Origin of the sequence: Natrarchaeobaculum sulfurireducens (assembly GCF_003430825.1) — an archaeon.
GTDB lineage: Archaea > Halobacteriota > Halobacteria > Halobacteriales > Natrialbaceae > Natrarchaeobaculum > Natrarchaeobaculum sulfurireducens.
This window is the reverse complement of record NZ_CP024047.1, coordinates 2,985,496-2,999,581: the sequence shown is the minus strand read 5'-3', so window position 1 is coordinate 2,999,581 and position 14,086 is coordinate 2,985,496. Positions and strand designations below refer to the sequence as shown.

The window sequence follows — 14,086 nt, the reverse complement described above, 5'->3', positions numbered from 1 at the left end:
TTTGTCGGGGTCGATCTCGGCTTCGATAGCTCTCGTCGCCACAAGTCAAAACGGATAAGTCGGTTCAGGTCGCCTCCTCGAGTATGCACCGCGTCGCTCGATCGTGCGTCGGCTTCGACGTCAGCGGCGCGTCGGCTCGTTTTTCGAAACGTAAGCGTGTGTGAGTGCGCTCGCGGCGGGAGTGGCACCCCGTCTCGGGCGCGGTTTGGCTCGCCACGTTCGATCGACGACTACTCCCCCGATCGCAGACGACTCCGTCCTAGCGATCACGGTCACGCACGTGACCAACCCACCACACCACGATACCAATGACAGCTCTCGACCTTTCGGGCGTGTTCCCCGCGATGTGCACGCCCTTCGACGACGACGAACGCATCGACTTCGAAACACTGCAGACGGATGCCCAGCGCCTCGAGGCGGCGGGTGTCGACGGGCTCGTCCCTGTCGGTTCGACGGGTGAATCGGCGACGCTGACCCACGACGAACACGTCCAGGTCGTCGAGGCCGTCATCGAGGCCGTCGACGACGTTCCGGTGATCGCCGGGACCGGCTCGAACAACACCCGCGAAGCGCTCGAGCTCTCAGAACACGCCGCGGACGCGGGCGCAGACGGCCTGTTGCTCATCTCGCCGTACTACAACAAGCCGGAACAGCGCGGACTGGTCGAGCATTACCGGACGATCGCCGACGCGGTCGACCTGCCACAGATCGTCTACAACGTTCCCTCGCGGACGGGACGGAACATCGAGCCGGAGACGGCGGTCGAACTCGCCTCCCACGAGAACATCACGGGTTTCAAGGCTGCAAGCGGCGACCTCGGCCAGATCGGTGAAATCGCCGAACGAACCGTCGACGAGGAGTTCGCCGTCCTCTCGGGCGACGACGCATTGACGGTGCCGATCATCTCGGTCGGCGGCACGGGAACCATCAGCGTCGCGGCCAACATCGAGCCCGAACGTACCTGTGCGATGGTCGGCGCGGCCCTCGACGGCCACTACGAGCAGGCCCGCGAACTCCACCACGAACTCGGCCCGCTGTTCCGCGAGCTGTTCGTCGAGACCAACCCCATTCCCGTCAAGGAAGCCATGGAGATGCGCGGCTACGGCCCCGCCCGGATGCGCCTCCCGCTGACCCGACTCGCCGAGGAGTACCGCGACGACCTCGAGGCCGTCCTCGCCGACCTCGAGGACGAGTCCGTGGCCGTCGCCAGCGCGGACGCGGAGGGCGATCGATGACGGTCAGGATCGGTGTCACCGGCGCGACGGGCCGGATGGGCCGGGAAGTGATCGCCGCGGCGAGCGACCACGACGACTGCGAGGTCGTCCTCGCGGTCAACCGCGACCCCGACGTCGACCGCGTCGACGGCGTCCCCGTCGAGTCGGCCGCCGAGTTCGACTCGCTGCTCGCCGATCGCGAGCCGACGGCCGTCGTCGACTTCACCGGCCCCGAGTCCGCGGCGGACTACGCCCGGACCTGTGCCGACGCCGGCGTCGCGTTCGTCACCGGCACGACCGGCTTCGCGCCGGTCGACCGCCAGGCGCTCGAGGACGCGAGCGAGACGATTCCGGTCCTCCACGCGCCGAACTTCGCCCGTGGCGTCCAGGCGCTGCTCTCCGTCGTCGGCGAGGCCGTCCGGAACCTGCCGGGGTACGATGTCGAACTCGTCGAGACCCACCACAACGCGAAACGCGACGCCCCGAGCGGGACCGCGAACCGGCTGCTCGAGGAGATCGAAGCCCACGGCGACTTCACGGGCCGCAAACACGGCCGCGAGGGGTTCGACCCGCGCGAGGACGGTGAGATCGGCGTTCATGTACTCCGTGCGGGCAACGTCACGGGCGAACACGAGATCGTCATCGCGGACAACCACGAGGAAGTTCGCCTGACTCACCGCGCGGAGGATCGAGGCGTCTTCGCCGCAGGCGCAGTCGACGCGGCGGTCTGGATCGCAGGAGCAAAGGCCGGCTGGTACGACTTTGCGGACGTGATCGACGAATGAGTACGCTCGAGACCGACATCGACGAGCTGTGGGCACGGAAACAGAACGACGAGATCGACGCCGAGAGCGCGGGCGAAGACGCCCACGCGACGCTCGAGGCGTTCCTCTCGGCGCTCGAGGCCGGCGAGATCCGCGCGGCCGAGAAACGAGACGGCCGGTGGGAGGCAAACGAGTGGGTCAAACAGGGAATCCTACTCAACTTCGGCCTCCGGGAGAACCAGGCGTTCGCTTACGGTGACGTCGACCACTACGACGTGTTGCCGCTGCGTGAGACCGACGACCTGGGCGCTCGTGGCACCCGGAATACCCCCGACGGGACGACGATCCGTCGCGGTGCCTACCTCGGCTCGGACTGCATCATGATGAGTCCGAGCTTCGTCAACATCGGCGCGTACATCGGCGACGGCACGCTCGTCGACTCCTGTGACACCGTCGGTTCCTGTGCACAGATCGGCGAAAACGTCAAACTCGGCGCGAACACCCTCATCGGCGGCGTCTTAGAGCCCGTCGAGAGCGCCCCGGTCATCGTCGAGGATGGCGTCTCGCTGGGCGCTGGCTGTCGCGTAACATCAGGCTTCGTCGTCGGTGAGAACAGCGTCGTCGGCGAGAACACTCTGCTTACCCCCCGAATTCCGGTCTACGACCTCGTCGAGGAGGAGGTGCACTACGGCGAACTGCCCGCCGAACGCCGTGCCTTCACGCGGTTCGTCGAATCCTCGGTCAGCGACCACGACCTCTTCGAGGGCGGCGCCTACAAGCCCGCCGTCGTCGCGACGGATCTGGAGACCGAGACGCTCGAGGCGACCGAGCGCGAGGACGCGCTGCGGGAGTAACCGGACGACCATCCGTTTTCGCGTTATTTCCACCCGCCGCTGCCGGCGAGCGACGCATCAATCCAAACGCTTGAATCCGCGCGGTCACTTGAGATGGACAATGACTGCTCTCGAGGAGTCGCCGGCAGTTCGCCGGCTCGACGACTGGGACCTGTCGCGACTCGAGTCGCTCGCCGACGAGTACGACACGCCGCTGTACGTGATGGATCTCGATCGCGTGAAAGAGAACTACACCCGTTTTTCCGCGGCGTTTCCCGACGCCGAGGTGATGTACGCTGCGAAAGCGCACACGGGCAAAGCCGTTCTCGAGGCCGTTCTCGAGGCTGGCGGCGAGATCGAGTGTGCGGCCTGGGGTGAACTGCAACGGTCGATCGACGCTGGCGCGGACCCGAACGAACTGCAGTATACGGCGGTTAACCCGCCGGATCACGACCTCGACTACGCGGTCGATCTCGCGGCCGACGCGCCAGGGCTGACGATCACGATCGGTGCGACCGACACGCTCGACCGGCTGGCCGAACGGGACTACGACGGTCGAGTCGCTATTCGGATCAACCCCGGCATCGGCACGGGCCACCACGAGAAGGTCGCCACCGGGGCCGACGCGAAGTTCGGCATTCCCTACGAACAGGTGCCCGAGGTGGCCGACCGCGTCCGCGAGGAGTTCGACCTCGTCGGCCTGCACGCCCACGCCGGCAGTGGCGTTCTCACCGACGGCCTCGAAGAGCACTGTCGGGCGATCGAGCGCGTCGGCGAGATGGCTCGCCGAATCGACGACTCGGACCTCGAGTTCGTCGACGTCGGCGGCGGCTACGGCGTTCCCTACCGCGAGGACGACGCGCCGCTGGACCTCGAGAAGACCTCAGACATGGTTCGCGAGGCCGTCGGCGACCTCGAGGCGACGCTGAAACTCGAGCCAGGTCGCTACGTCGTCGCGGATGCGGGACTGATCCTCACCGAGGTCAACACGATCAAGGAGGCTCCCGATTCGACCGTCGTCGGCGTCGACGCCAGCCTCGCGACGTTGATCCGACCGGCGATGTTCGGCTCCTATCACCCCATGTTGAACGTCAGCGCGCCCGACCGCGACTCGATCGAAGCGACCGTCGGCGGCCCCGTCTGTACCAGCGCGGACGTCTTCGCCCACGACCGGCCCATCGCCCGCCCGGAACGCGGCGATGTCCTCGCGATCGGGAACGCCGGCTCGTACGGCTACGAACTCGCAAGCCAGTTCCACTCCCAGCCCCGGCCCGCCGAGGTCGCCCTCGAGGACGGTGAGGCCCGCGTCGTCCGCCGACGCGAGACGCTCGAGGACGTCACCCGCGTCGAGCAGTAACGTCGGTCGCTCACCGCTGGGTCGACCACGTATCGCTGCGGCGAACTCGGTTGTGTTCGATTTCGCGAACGTCGGCACTCACGTCGCCCCACCGGCGGATGAGGTCGTAGGTCGTGACGATTCCACACATTTCGAGGCGGTCGACGACGACGAGTTTCTTGATCCGTTCGGTTCTCATCCGATCGATCGCGGTTCGGATCGGCTGTTTCGGATCGACCGTCACCAGCGGATGACTCGCTACCTTCCGTGTCGGAAGCTCCGCGAGCGGCCGTCCAGTATGGTAGGCTGCGAGGATCAGGTCCGATTCGGTGACGATGCCGTACGGGTCGCCTTCGGTCGTCACGACGACGCTTCCGACGTCGTGGCGGAGCATCGTTTCGGCGACTGTCTCGAGCGAGGTCTCGGCGGCAGCCGTCACCACGTCTTCGGTCATGACGTCTTCGACGCGAGTTCCCATATCTCCGATTTCGAATGCGTGCGTACTGAACTTACTGCCCGTCAGGGAGGTGTCGGCCGAATCCGGAGCCTTATCTGCCGGTGGGGGAAACTGGCGCGTATCGAACCGACGCCGTTCATCTCACACCATGGCTTTCGACATCGCCACGTTTCACGCCGACGCCGTCTCGATCCCGTCCCACGAGGACGTCACGGAAATGCGCGAGTTCCTGCTCGAGACGCTCCGCGACGCCGGGCTCGAGCCCCAGGTCGACGACCTGGGAAACGTCCTCGCGAGCAAGGACGGTGCTGCCGACGGTCCACACCTCGTCTTGAACACCCACATCGATACGGTTGCACCGCACGTCCCCTACGAGCGCGACGGCGACGTCGTCCGGGGACGCGGTGCCTGCGACGCGAAGGGACCTCTCGCCGCCTTACTGGCGGCGTTCCTGCGGGTCGACCCCGAAGCCGGCACGCTGACGCTGGCGATCACGCCCGACGAGGAGACGCTGATGACCGGCGCAGCCGGGCTCCAGGATCGGCTCGCCGCCGACGGCGTTATCGTCGGCGAACCGACCGACCTCGACGTCTGTATCGCCGCCCGTGGCCAGTGTGAGGGGACGATCACGGTCGCCGGCGAGAGCGGCCACGCCGCGAGCGTTCCCGCCGAACGAAACGCCGTCTTTGGCCTCTCGAGCGTCCTCGAGGTCCTCCGCGACTACGACACCGAGGCCGGCCAGGGCGCAGACGACGTCCTCGGAGCGCCGAAACTGACGGCGACGATGCTCGAGGCCGGCGAAGCTCCCAACCGCGTGCCCGACGTGTGCCGGCTCACGTTCGACCGCCGCAGCGTCCCGCCGGAGACGAGCGAGTCGTTTCGCGCCGATCTCGAGGGGGTTCTCGAGGGGCGCGTTCCCGACGCGCTTTCGGTCTCGGTCGACCTCATCCGTCCCGACACGCCGTTTCCCCCGGCGTTCGTGACCGACGCGGACGCCGATCTGGTTCAGACCCTACAGGAGGCAAGCGGCGGCGAGGTGCGACCGTTCAGCGCGGCGACGGAGGCCGGCTTCTTCGCGGCTGACGCCCCGACGGTCGTTTTCGGGCCCGGGGTGCTAGCCGACGACGAGGGCGGCGTCGCCCACGCCGAACGCGAGTACGTCCACCTTTCGGCCGTCGAGGACGCTGCCGACGCGCTCGAGGCGACGCTCCGTGCGGTTTGTGTCTCTCCACTCGAGAACTGACCGGACGTCGTATCGCCCACCTGTCTGGGGAGGGCTACAGCCAGCCGACCGCTACTGTGCTCGTCCCGCATTCAGTTTGGCGACCCACGCTGGGGCGACCGAGACCGACTTCTTTCGGACAAGCACGGAGTCCTGAACTGCAGTTGTGCTCGCACTCGAGAGGTTCCCGTACTCGACCGGCTCCCGTATTCGCTGTCTCCTGTACTCGACTGTCTCTCTCGCTGTCTCCTCTGCCCGACTGTCTCCGCGTTCAGTGGTCGTTTCCGATCTCGAACTAATTCGGGAAACTCACAGATTTATGAGAAAAGTGATAGGGTGTACCATGGTATGGTCTACGTTGGATCAATCGTAGTTTTAGCCGATTTTAGTGTGTGTTGTATGGTAACTCCCGTCAAAACATATTCGTAATCTGAAAGCTTTTACCTGTGGAGGATATACGGGCTAGTACCCACAGCGATCCCCCCAAACCTATGCCCCGAAACACACACTACCCGATCGGCGTACAACCCACAGCAACCACGCTCAAGTCCTACTTCGCGCTCTTTCTCATGCTCTATGGTACTTTGCTCGTCGCTGCGTATCCGACGCTCGGAGCGGCGGTGATCGCCACCGCTGCGATCGTCCTCGGCGCAGTCAGTTACTACCGTCTCGACTGAGCCCGTCCGTTCGACGACGCTCTCCCTATTATTCGTTCGAAGGTGAGTCTCCCTTTTCGAGGCTGTTCGCGACCGGTCACTCTACGTTCGCAACGCGTTCGAACCGACGTAACGGCTTTGCGAGCCGTCGATGTACGACCGGCAGATGCTTCCGCTCGGTCATCTCGGCGTCGCGTATCTGTTGTACTCGCTGTACGCACACGTCAGGTTCCGCCGGTCTCCGCGACCGGAACCGGTGCTGGCGGTCGTCGTCGGCTCCCAGTTTGCGGACCTGATCGACAAGCCGCTCTGGGTGATCGGCGTCTTCCCGACCGGCCGCGATCTCGCACACTCGTTGCTGTTCGCCGTCGTCCTGCTCACGGTCGTCTATCTCGTCGCGATCGCACTCGAGCGCGTCGAGACGGCGACGGCGTTCGCCATCGCTCACCTCTCTCATCTCGCCGCCGACCTCCCGCCGAGGCTCGCACTCGGTTATCCGTTCGGCACCGAATTCTTACTCTGGCCAGTCGTTTCCCACCACACGTTCGGCTACAACGAGCGACTGTTCGACCCGCCTACCACCGTCGAAACGGTTGTAATGCCGTTGACAGACCCCACGACGTTCCTGGCTTTCGAGTTCGTTCTCTTCGGCCTCGCGGTTGGACTGTGGCTCCTCGATGGCCGTCCCGGCCTCGAGTACGCTCGCAATCTACTTCGCCGCTGACGTAGCTGTCCACGCTCGGCCACCGCGATGGGACACAGGCGGCCGGTTCCGCGCCGTCCGACCAGCCGTGTGGCATACATTTACAATCACGTATGTCTCTATCACGCGACATGGATTCGACTCCGTTCGACCGGGCGTGCACCCACGACGCGGACACGACGAGCGCGGATGGGACGGCCGACCACGCGTCGCTCGAGAGTGGGGTGAGCGATGGTCGACGCTGAGGCGCTCTCGAGCGACGATCTCACCGTCTCGGTTAGCGACGACGACCTCGTGATCAGGGCGACGATCGACCGGATCGATCGACGGAACGCGCTGGACGACGGCGTCATCCAGGGACTTTCCGACGTGCTCGAGGCGGCCAACGCAGGGCCGGCTCGCGTGGTCGTGATCTGCGGGGCCAGCGGCACGTTCTGTTCGGGCGGCGATCTCCAGGAGTTCCCGATCGGCCAGGGAACCCAGGCCTACCGCGAGAACTTTGGCGCGCTATCGGGGCTGATCGAGCGCCTCCAGTCGACGAGTGCGCTCACGGTCGCTGCCGTCGAGGGCCACTGTCTCGCCGGCGGGTTAGGACTGGCGACGGCGTGTGAGTTCGTACTCGCGAGCGAGGACGCACGGTTCGGGACGCCGGAGGTCGAGGTCGGCCTCTTCCCGGCGCAGGCGATGGCGCCGATCACCCGCGCGGCGACGGAGAAGGACGCACTCAAGCTGCTGTTCACCGGCGAGCACGTCGATGCTGGTGAGGCTCGAGCCATGGGGCTCGTCACCGACGTCGTCGCGGCCGACGCGTTCGAGGCCGAACTCGAGGACCTGGTCGACACCCTCGCGGCGAACAGTCCGGTCCTGATCGAGATGGGCAAGGAGGCCTACTACGAGCAACGGGGCATGGAGATGGGCGCGGCGCTGACGTACCTCAAGGAGATCATCGCCATGATCGCGATGAGCGAGGACACCGAGGAAGGGATCGACGCCTTCCTGACCGATCGCGAGCCCGAGTGGCGGGGGCGCTAGTATGACTGGGACCACCGACTTCTACGCCCGGCAGGCCTCGACGAAGGGGAACGACCCCGAGACGGTCGTCGTTTCGGCGGCGCTGACCGGCGCGCTGACGACCCGCAAGCAGTGTCCGGCGATCCCCTATACGCCCGCGGAGATCGCCGAGGAAGCCGCCGCCGCACGCGAAGCCGGCGCCGCCGTCGCCCACATCCACGCCCGCACCGACGAGGGTGCGCCGACGTTCGACGTCGATACCTATCAGGAAATCCACGACGAGGTCCGCGAGCGAACCGACATCGTGCTCAACTTCTCGACCGGCGCGATCGAGACGCCGCTCGAGGACCGACTCGAGTACGTCCAGTCCGTCGGCCCCGAAATCGCCGCGCTCAACATGGGCTCGATGAACTACGCGAAGTACTCCGACGCCCGCGAGGAGTACGTCTTCGACATGATCTTCGAGAACCCCTTCTCGGAGATCCGTGACCTGCTCGCGGGGATGAACGAGGCCAGCGTCACGCCCGAACTCGAGTGTTTCGACACGAGTCACGTCGGGAACACGCGGCCCCTGCTGGAAGAGGGTGTGCTCGAGCGCCCGTTCCACGCGAGCCTGATCATGGGTGTCCTCGGCGGCATTCCTGCGACGGTCGAGAACCTGGTCCACCAGGTGCGGCAGTTGCCCGAGGACTGTACCTGGCAGGTGATCGGCATCGGCCGCGACCAGTGGCCGCTCGTCGCCGCGGCGCTCTCGATGGGTGGGAACGTCCGCGTTGGCCTCGAGGACAACTTCTACCGACCCAGCGGCGAGATGGCCGAGAGCAACGCTGACCTGGTCGCGGATGCCGTCGAGCTGGCGAGACAGGTCGGCCGCGAGCCCGCGGCGCCCGACGAGGCCCGCGAGATCCTGGGGGTCGAGCGATGAGCTTCGAGGAGACGCCGCCCTCGACCGACGTCTTCGCCGACGATCTGTTGGCGGGGGAGACCGCTCTCGTCACCGGCGGCGGGACGGGGATCGGGAAGGAACTCGCGCTGGCGTACGCCAAACATGGCGCTGATGTCGCCATCGCCAGCCGCTCTATCGACCACCTCGAGCCCGTCGCCGAGGCGATCGAAGACCGCGGCGTCGAGGCCTGCGCGACGACCGTCGATGTTCGGGATCGCGACGACGTCGACGCCATGCTCGAGACCGTTCTCGAAGAGCTGGGAGACGTCTCGATTCTCGTCAACAACGCGGGGGCGAACTTCCTCTGTCCGGCCGAAGAGCTGTCGGCCAACGGCTGGCGCTCGGTCGTCGGGACGATCCTGGACGGCACCGCAAACTGCACGTTCGCCGTCGGTGAGCACCTGATCGACCGCGGCGGCGGTGCCATCGTCTCGATGGGTGCGACCAACTCCGTCCGCGGGGCGCCGTATCACGCCCACTCCGGTGCAGGGAAAGCGGGCGTCCACAATCTGATGCAGACCGTCGCTGCCGAGTGGGCCCGCCACGACGTCCGCGCGAACACGGTCGCACCTGGCGTAATCCGCACCGAGGGCGTCATGGACGTGATGGGCGAGGCCGTCGCCGAGCAGGTGATCGACGAAGATCTGGCGGCCGACCGCCTCGGGACGCCCGCCGACTGCGTGCCCGTGACGCTCTTTCTCTCGAGTCCGGCCGCGGCGTACGTCACCGGCGCCTACTACGCGGTCGACGGGGGCCAACTGCTCGCACCGACGCCGATGTGACCTGCGCTCGAGTCCGCGGCCATCCACAGTTAACTCCCCGGCCTCGAAACACCCGGCCATGACACTCGAAACCGAGACGGTGATCGTCACCGGCGCGAGTCGGGGACTCGGTGCTTCGATGGCCAAACGATTCGCCCGCGAGGGGGCGACCGTCGTGGTGACTGCCCGCAGTGAGTCGGAACTCGAGGCGGTCGCGGCCGAGGCTGACGGCGAGACCCTCGTCGTCCCGGCCGACGTCACCGACGAGGCTGCCGTCAGGGCCGTCGTCGAGACGACGGTCGACGAGTACGGTGCGGTAACTGGCCTCGTGAACAACGCTGGCATCGGCCTGCTCAACATGTACGGCGAACAGCGCGTGCTTCACGACGTCGAGACCGAGGACTTCCGTCAGATTCTGGACGTCAACGTCACCGGCGTCTTCCTGTTCTCGAAGTACGTCGTCCCACACATGATCGACGCTGGCCGTGGCACCATCCTCAACATCTCGTCGGGACTCGGCCGCCGCGCGGCGGCGAAGTGGGGCCCCTACGTCGCCTCCAAGTGGGCCCTCGAGGGACTGACTCGGACCCAGGCGGCCGAACTCGAGGCGTACGGGATCACCGTCAACGGACTCGATCCCGGCGGCCGCGTAGCGACGGCCTTCTGGGACCACCTGCCCGAGGACGAACGCGAGGGCGTCCTCGAGCCCGACGTCATGGACGACGCCGCCACGCGCCTGCTCGCACAGGGACCCGACGGCATCACCGGCGAATCGATGCCGGCCGACGAGTGGGAACAGCGACTGGGCTGACTGCTCCCGCTCCCTCGACCACTGCCACACTCAGCAGTCAGAACAGCACCGTCCCGTGGTAGCGATCCCGTTCCGTCCGCCGTTTGGTTCGTACCGTTCGCAGCCGGGCTGCCAGCTGATCGCGCAGGTCACCGGCCGGCAGGAGTTCGTCGACCTGCATCCGTGCGGCCTGCGTGCGGACGTCGATGTGTTTCTCGTACTCCGCGCGCATCCCCTCCTCGAACGCCTGCCGTGAGTCGGGGTCCATCTCCTCGAGCTGTTCGGCGAACAGCGCGCTGACAGCTGCGTCGGGACCCATGACGGCGATCTCGGCACTCGGCAGGGCGAGGGTGGCGTCGGGGTCAAACGAGGGGCCGGCCATCGCGTAGATGCCGGCACCGTAGGCTTTACGCGTGATGACACAGAGCTTGGGAACCTGCGCGTTCGAGGTCGCGTAGATGAACTTCCGGCCTTTCTGGAGGACGCCTTCGCGTTCGACCTGCGAGCCGACCATGAAGCCGGGCGTATCACAGAGGTAGACCAGCGGAACCCCGAAGGCGTCACAGGTCCAGACGAAACCGGCTCCTTTCTCGGCGGAGTCGGGGAAGATCGCCCCACTTTTCGCGGCGGGCTGATTGGCGACGATGCCGACCGGTCGCCCCTCGATCCGGCCGAAGCCGGTGACGAGTTCGGGGGCAAAGTCGGGTTTGAGCTCGAACCACGAGCCGGCGTCCACGAGGCGGTCGATCACCTCGAGGATGTCGTAGGACTCGTTCGGTTCCTCCGGGATGACGGCGTCGAGGCCCCTCGGATTGGCCTCGGGAACGTCCGGTTCGCGCGTCGGCACCGGCTCGTCGTGGCGCTGTGGGAGGTAGGTCAACAGGTCGCGGACGGCCTCGGCGGCCGCACGCTCGTCGGGGACGACGAGGTCCGCGCTGCCGGACTCCGTGGCGTGGACCGGTGGCCCGCCGAGGTCCTGCATCGTCGTCTGCTCGCCCGTGACGGCCTCGACGACGCGTGGGCTCGCGATCGCCATTCCGCTGATCTCTTCGACCATGATCAGGTAGTCACAGAAGACCGGCGTGTACGCCGACCCCGCGATGTCGGGGCCGTAGAGGACGCCGATTTGGGGCACCTGCCCGGAGTGGATACACTGGTTGTAGAACATCCGACCGCCGCGGTAGCGATCCATGTGGGTGTCGCCCGGCTCGCGCTCGTCGAGGTTTAGTCGCGCACCGGTCGAGTCGATCAGCCGGAGGATCGGCGCCCCGACCTCGACCGCCCGTTCGGCCAGCCGGATCTCCTTCTCGACGCCCATCTGACCCAGCGACCCCGCCTTGACCGTGTAGTCGTTGGCCGCGAAGAAGACCGTCCGGCCGTGGATCGTCCCGACGCCGGTGATCATCCCGTCGGCCGGCAACTCGCCGTCGGCGTCGTGTCTGGCGAACGTGCCGTCTTCGTACTCGATCTCGTCGAAGAGTAACTCGAGGCGGTCCCGGACGAACAGTTTCCCGAGCGCGTCGATCTTCTCGTGGCCGCGTTCGGGACCACCCGAGAGTATCCCCTCGATTTCTTCGCGTAGCCGTCGCTCGCGGTCGGTGATCACGGGATCGTCACAGCCATCGCCCGCGGTCGCGAGCGGCTCTTCGTCGCCGTCGACGACGAGTTCGACGGACTGGCCCAGGTAGGCCGAGAGCGCACTGGCTATCGCGCGGGCGGTCTCCTCATCGGGCGTGGCGTCGACGCGGATCTTCACTCGACGTCCCCTCCGTGCGTCGATCGATCGACCATACTGGGGCCATTGCTACCAACTCTCAAAGAAATTCGGTCTCCATAGGAGGTTGAACGCCGTTTCCGTTTTTAGCTGTGGGAAACTGTAACGTCGCTGCACGATTATTGATGGCAGTAGCATGGATTACACCGAGACGGACGAACACCGACTGATCCGCGACAGCGTCCGCGAGATCGCTGGGGACTACGATCGGGCCTACTGGAAAGGCTGCATCGAGGAGAACGAGTTCCCCGAGGCATACTGGGCCGACCTCGCGCGCGATGGCTGGCTCGGCGTTACCATCCCCGAGGAGTACGGTGGGGCCGGACTGGGCATGCTCGAGATGTCGATGGTCATCGAGGAACTCTCTCGTGGCGGCGGCCAGGGTGGGATCATCTTCGTGCTCACGCCCGTCTTCGGCGGGATCAGCATCCAGCGCCACGGCACTGAGGAACAGAAAGAGCGGTACCTGCCGGCGATCGTCGACGGCGAGATGCGCTTCTGTATGGGCCTGACTGAAGCGGGAGCCGGAACGAACACGCTCAACATCGACACGACGGCCGAACGTGACGGCGATGAGTTCGTCGTCTCTGGCCAGAAGATGTGGATCAGCGGCGTAGAAAACGCAGACGAGATGCTGCTGATCGCCCGCACGTCCGACCTCGACCCGGACAATCCGACCCACGGCGTCTCGATGTTCCTGGTACCCGAGCCCGCCGAACGAGACGGCATCTCCCTGACGCCGCTGGACGTCGAGGTCCCCTGGTTCGAGACCCAGTACCAGGTCGATATCGACGGCCTGCGCGTCCACGAAGACCGTATCCTGGGCGCAGAAGACGGCGGCCTCTACCTTCTGTGGGACACTCTGAACACCGAGCGGATCGCTGGCGCGGCGAGCGCCATCGGCGGCGGCCTGCGTGCGGTCGACCTCGCGGTCGACTACGCCAACGATCGGTCGGTCTTCGGCCAGAAGATCGGCGGCCATCAGGCGATCCAGCACCCGCTCGCCGACGCCTACGCCGAGTTGCTCTGTGCCCGTGAGATGACCTACAAGGCCGCCTCGAAGTGGGATCAGGGCGAAGACGCCGGGACGGAGGCCAACGTCGCAAAACTCCGCTCGAGCGAGGCCGCGACGAAAGCCGCCGATCGGGCCATCCAGACCCACGGCGGGAACGGCTTCTCCGCGGACTACGAGGTCTACGACATCTGGCAGAACTCGCGGCTGTTGCAGACCGTCCCCATCACCAACGAGATGGTCCGGAACTTCCTCGCCGAACACACGCTCGGACTCCCGCGGTCGTACTAGACCGGGCCACGTTGTCGCGATCGGTCGAAGAGCTTCGTTTCCTCGGCAGTGGTCGTGTTATAAGTAACACCTGGCTCTGCCGAAAACCTTGCTAAGTGATAGGTTTTAGCGATCGTGCTGACTCGATGGAAATTCTGCTATATCCCATGAGAGCGTGAAACAAGTATGGGACGCAAGAGACCGAGCTGTATTCCGTGTCTGAGAACACGTGGTGCTGACTGGTCCGAGTGCGTAGGAAGCCGAGTCCTGGGCATGACAGCCCGACTGCCGCTCTTGGCGGCAGTCGGGAAAGCCCGCATAGGTGAATCTCTGTTTC

The 14,086-nt window shown here is 65.9% G+C and carries 14 protein-coding genes; 12 read left to right on the top strand and 2 right to left on the bottom strand.

Translation table 11 applies throughout. From position 1 onward, the window contains the following. Positions 1-308 precede the first annotated feature (308 nt). The 4 genes from dapA (at position 309) to lysA (ending at position 4,168) form a co-directional block, all read left to right on the top strand. The gene (gene dapA / locus AArc1_RS15845) at positions 309-1,235 is read left to right on the top strand and encodes a 4-hydroxy-tetrahydrodipicolinate synthase (protein ID WP_117365285.1); all 927 of its coding nucleotides are present in this window, start codon (positions 309-311) and stop codon (positions 1,233-1,235) included. Next, on the top strand, positions 1,232-1,999 hold the full coding sequence (gene dapB, locus AArc1_RS15840; RefSeq protein WP_117365284.1) for a 4-hydroxy-tetrahydrodipicolinate reductase: 768 nt from the start codon (positions 1,232-1,234) through the stop codon (positions 1,997-1,999). Before dapA ends, dapB begins: the two co-directional genes overlap by 4 nt. Further along, complete coding sequence (locus AArc1_RS15835; RefSeq protein WP_117365283.1) at positions 1,996-2,832, top strand: 2,3,4,5-tetrahydropyridine-2,6-dicarboxylate N-succinyltransferase; 837 nt, start codon at positions 1,996-1,998, stop codon at positions 2,830-2,832. Before dapB ends, AArc1_RS15835 begins: the two co-directional genes overlap by 4 nt. Before the next feature lie 100 nt (positions 2,833-2,932). Then, complete coding sequence (gene lysA, locus AArc1_RS15830; RefSeq protein ID WP_117365282.1) at positions 2,933-4,168, top strand: diaminopimelate decarboxylase; 1,236 nt, start codon at positions 2,933-2,935, stop codon at positions 4,166-4,168. Positions 4,169-4,178: 10 nt separating this feature from the next. Here the strand turns inward: lysA and AArc1_RS15825 are convergent, their stop codons facing one another. After that, entirely contained in the window at positions 4,179-4,625 is a 447-nt protein-coding gene (locus tag AArc1_RS15825) for a CBS domain-containing protein (protein ID WP_117365281.1), read from the bottom strand. Between the two features lie 127 nt (positions 4,626-4,752). Between AArc1_RS15825 and AArc1_RS15820 the strand changes: the two genes are divergently transcribed. The 7 genes from AArc1_RS15820 (at position 4,753) to AArc1_RS15790 (ending at position 10,714) form a co-directional block, all read left to right on the top strand. Further along, positions 4,753-5,847, top strand: coding sequence for a M20 family metallopeptidase (locus tag AArc1_RS15820; protein ID WP_117365280.1), 1,095 nt, complete (start codon positions 4,753-4,755; stop codon positions 5,845-5,847). A gap of 470 nt (positions 5,848-6,317) precedes the next feature. After that, positions 6,318-6,503 (top strand): hypothetical protein, encoded by a 186-nt coding sequence (locus tag AArc1_RS15815; protein ID WP_117365279.1) that lies wholly within the window; start codon positions 6,318-6,320, stop codon positions 6,501-6,503. Between the two features lie 130 nt (positions 6,504-6,633). After that, the gene (locus tag AArc1_RS15810) at positions 6,634-7,206 is read left to right on the top strand and encodes a metal-dependent hydrolase (protein ID WP_394341223.1); all 573 of its coding nucleotides are present in this window, start codon (positions 6,634-6,636) and stop codon (positions 7,204-7,206) included. Positions 7,207-7,416: 210 nt separating this feature from the next. After that, entirely contained in the window at positions 7,417-8,217 is an 801-nt protein-coding gene (locus tag AArc1_RS15805; RefSeq protein ID WP_117365278.1) for an enoyl-CoA hydratase/isomerase family protein, read from the top strand. Position 8,218: 1 nt separating this feature from the next. Next, positions 8,219-9,121: a BKACE family enzyme gene (locus tag AArc1_RS15800; RefSeq protein WP_117365277.1), complete on the top strand. Its 903-nt coding sequence runs from the start codon at positions 8,219-8,221 to the stop codon at positions 9,119-9,121. After that, positions 9,118-9,924 (top strand): SDR family oxidoreductase, encoded by an 807-nt coding sequence (locus AArc1_RS15795; RefSeq protein WP_117365276.1) that lies wholly within the window; start codon positions 9,118-9,120, stop codon positions 9,922-9,924. The genes AArc1_RS15800 and AArc1_RS15795 overlap by 4 nt, the downstream gene beginning before the upstream one ends. A gap of 58 nt (positions 9,925-9,982) precedes the next feature. Next, entirely contained in the window at positions 9,983-10,714 is a 732-nt protein-coding gene (locus AArc1_RS15790) for an SDR family NAD(P)-dependent oxidoreductase (RefSeq protein WP_117365275.1), read from the top strand. Positions 10,715-10,751: 37 nt separating this feature from the next. Here AArc1_RS15790 and AArc1_RS15785 read toward each other — a convergent pair whose 3' ends face one another. Beyond that, positions 10,752-12,449 carry an acyl-CoA carboxylase subunit beta gene (locus AArc1_RS15785; RefSeq protein ID WP_117365274.1) on the bottom strand — a complete coding sequence of 566 codons (1,698 nt, stop codon included), beginning with the start codon at positions 12,447-12,449 and terminating at the stop codon, positions 10,752-10,754. Between the two features lie 154 nt (positions 12,450-12,603). Between AArc1_RS15785 and AArc1_RS15780 the strand changes: the two genes are divergently transcribed. Continuing rightward, the gene (locus AArc1_RS15780; protein WP_117365273.1) at positions 12,604-13,770 is read left to right on the top strand and encodes an acyl-CoA dehydrogenase family protein; all 1,167 of its coding nucleotides are present in this window, start codon (positions 12,604-12,606) and stop codon (positions 13,768-13,770) included. Positions 13,771-14,086 lie beyond the last annotated feature (316 nt).

Excerpts from the sequence above, each read along its gene's own strand:
- AArc1_RS15820 (WP_117365280.1), top strand. The coding sequence starts at position 4,753 with ATGGCTTTCGACATCGCCACGTTTCACGCCGACGCCGTCTCGATCCCG.
- AArc1_RS15800 (WP_117365277.1), top strand. The coding sequence starts at position 8,219 with ATGACTGGGACCACCGACTTCTACGCCCGGCAGGCCTCGACGAAGGGG.
- dapA (WP_117365285.1), top strand. The coding sequence starts at position 309 with ATGACAGCTCTCGACCTTTCGGGCGTGTTCCCCGCGATGTGCACGCCC.
- dapB (WP_117365284.1), top strand. The coding sequence starts at position 1,232 with ATGACGGTCAGGATCGGTGTCACCGGCGCGACGGGCCGGATGGGCCGG.
- lysA (WP_117365282.1), top strand. The coding sequence starts at position 2,933 with ATGACTGCTCTCGAGGAGTCGCCGGCAGTTCGCCGGCTCGACGACTGG.
- AArc1_RS15810 (WP_394341223.1), top strand. The coding sequence starts at position 6,634 with ATGTACGACCGGCAGATGCTTCCGCTCGGTCATCTCGGCGTCGCGTAT.
- AArc1_RS15795 (WP_117365276.1), top strand. The coding sequence starts at position 9,118 with ATGAGCTTCGAGGAGACGCCGCCCTCGACCGACGTCTTCGCCGACGAT.
- AArc1_RS15790 (WP_117365275.1), top strand. The coding sequence starts at position 9,983 with ATGACACTCGAAACCGAGACGGTGATCGTCACCGGCGCGAGTCGGGGA.
- AArc1_RS15835 (WP_117365283.1), top strand. The coding sequence starts at position 1,996 with ATGAGTACGCTCGAGACCGACATCGACGAGCTGTGGGCACGGAAACAG.
- AArc1_RS15815 (WP_117365279.1), top strand. The coding sequence starts at position 6,318 with ATGCCCCGAAACACACACTACCCGATCGGCGTACAACCCACAGCAACC.
- AArc1_RS15825 (WP_117365281.1), bottom strand. The coding sequence starts at position 4,625 with ATGGGAACTCGCGTCGAAGACGTCATGACCGAAGACGTGGTGACGGCT.
- AArc1_RS15780 (WP_117365273.1), top strand. The coding sequence starts at position 12,604 with ATGGATTACACCGAGACGGACGAACACCGACTGATCCGCGACAGCGTC.
- AArc1_RS15805 (WP_117365278.1), top strand. The coding sequence starts at position 7,417 with ATGGTCGACGCTGAGGCGCTCTCGAGCGACGATCTCACCGTCTCGGTT.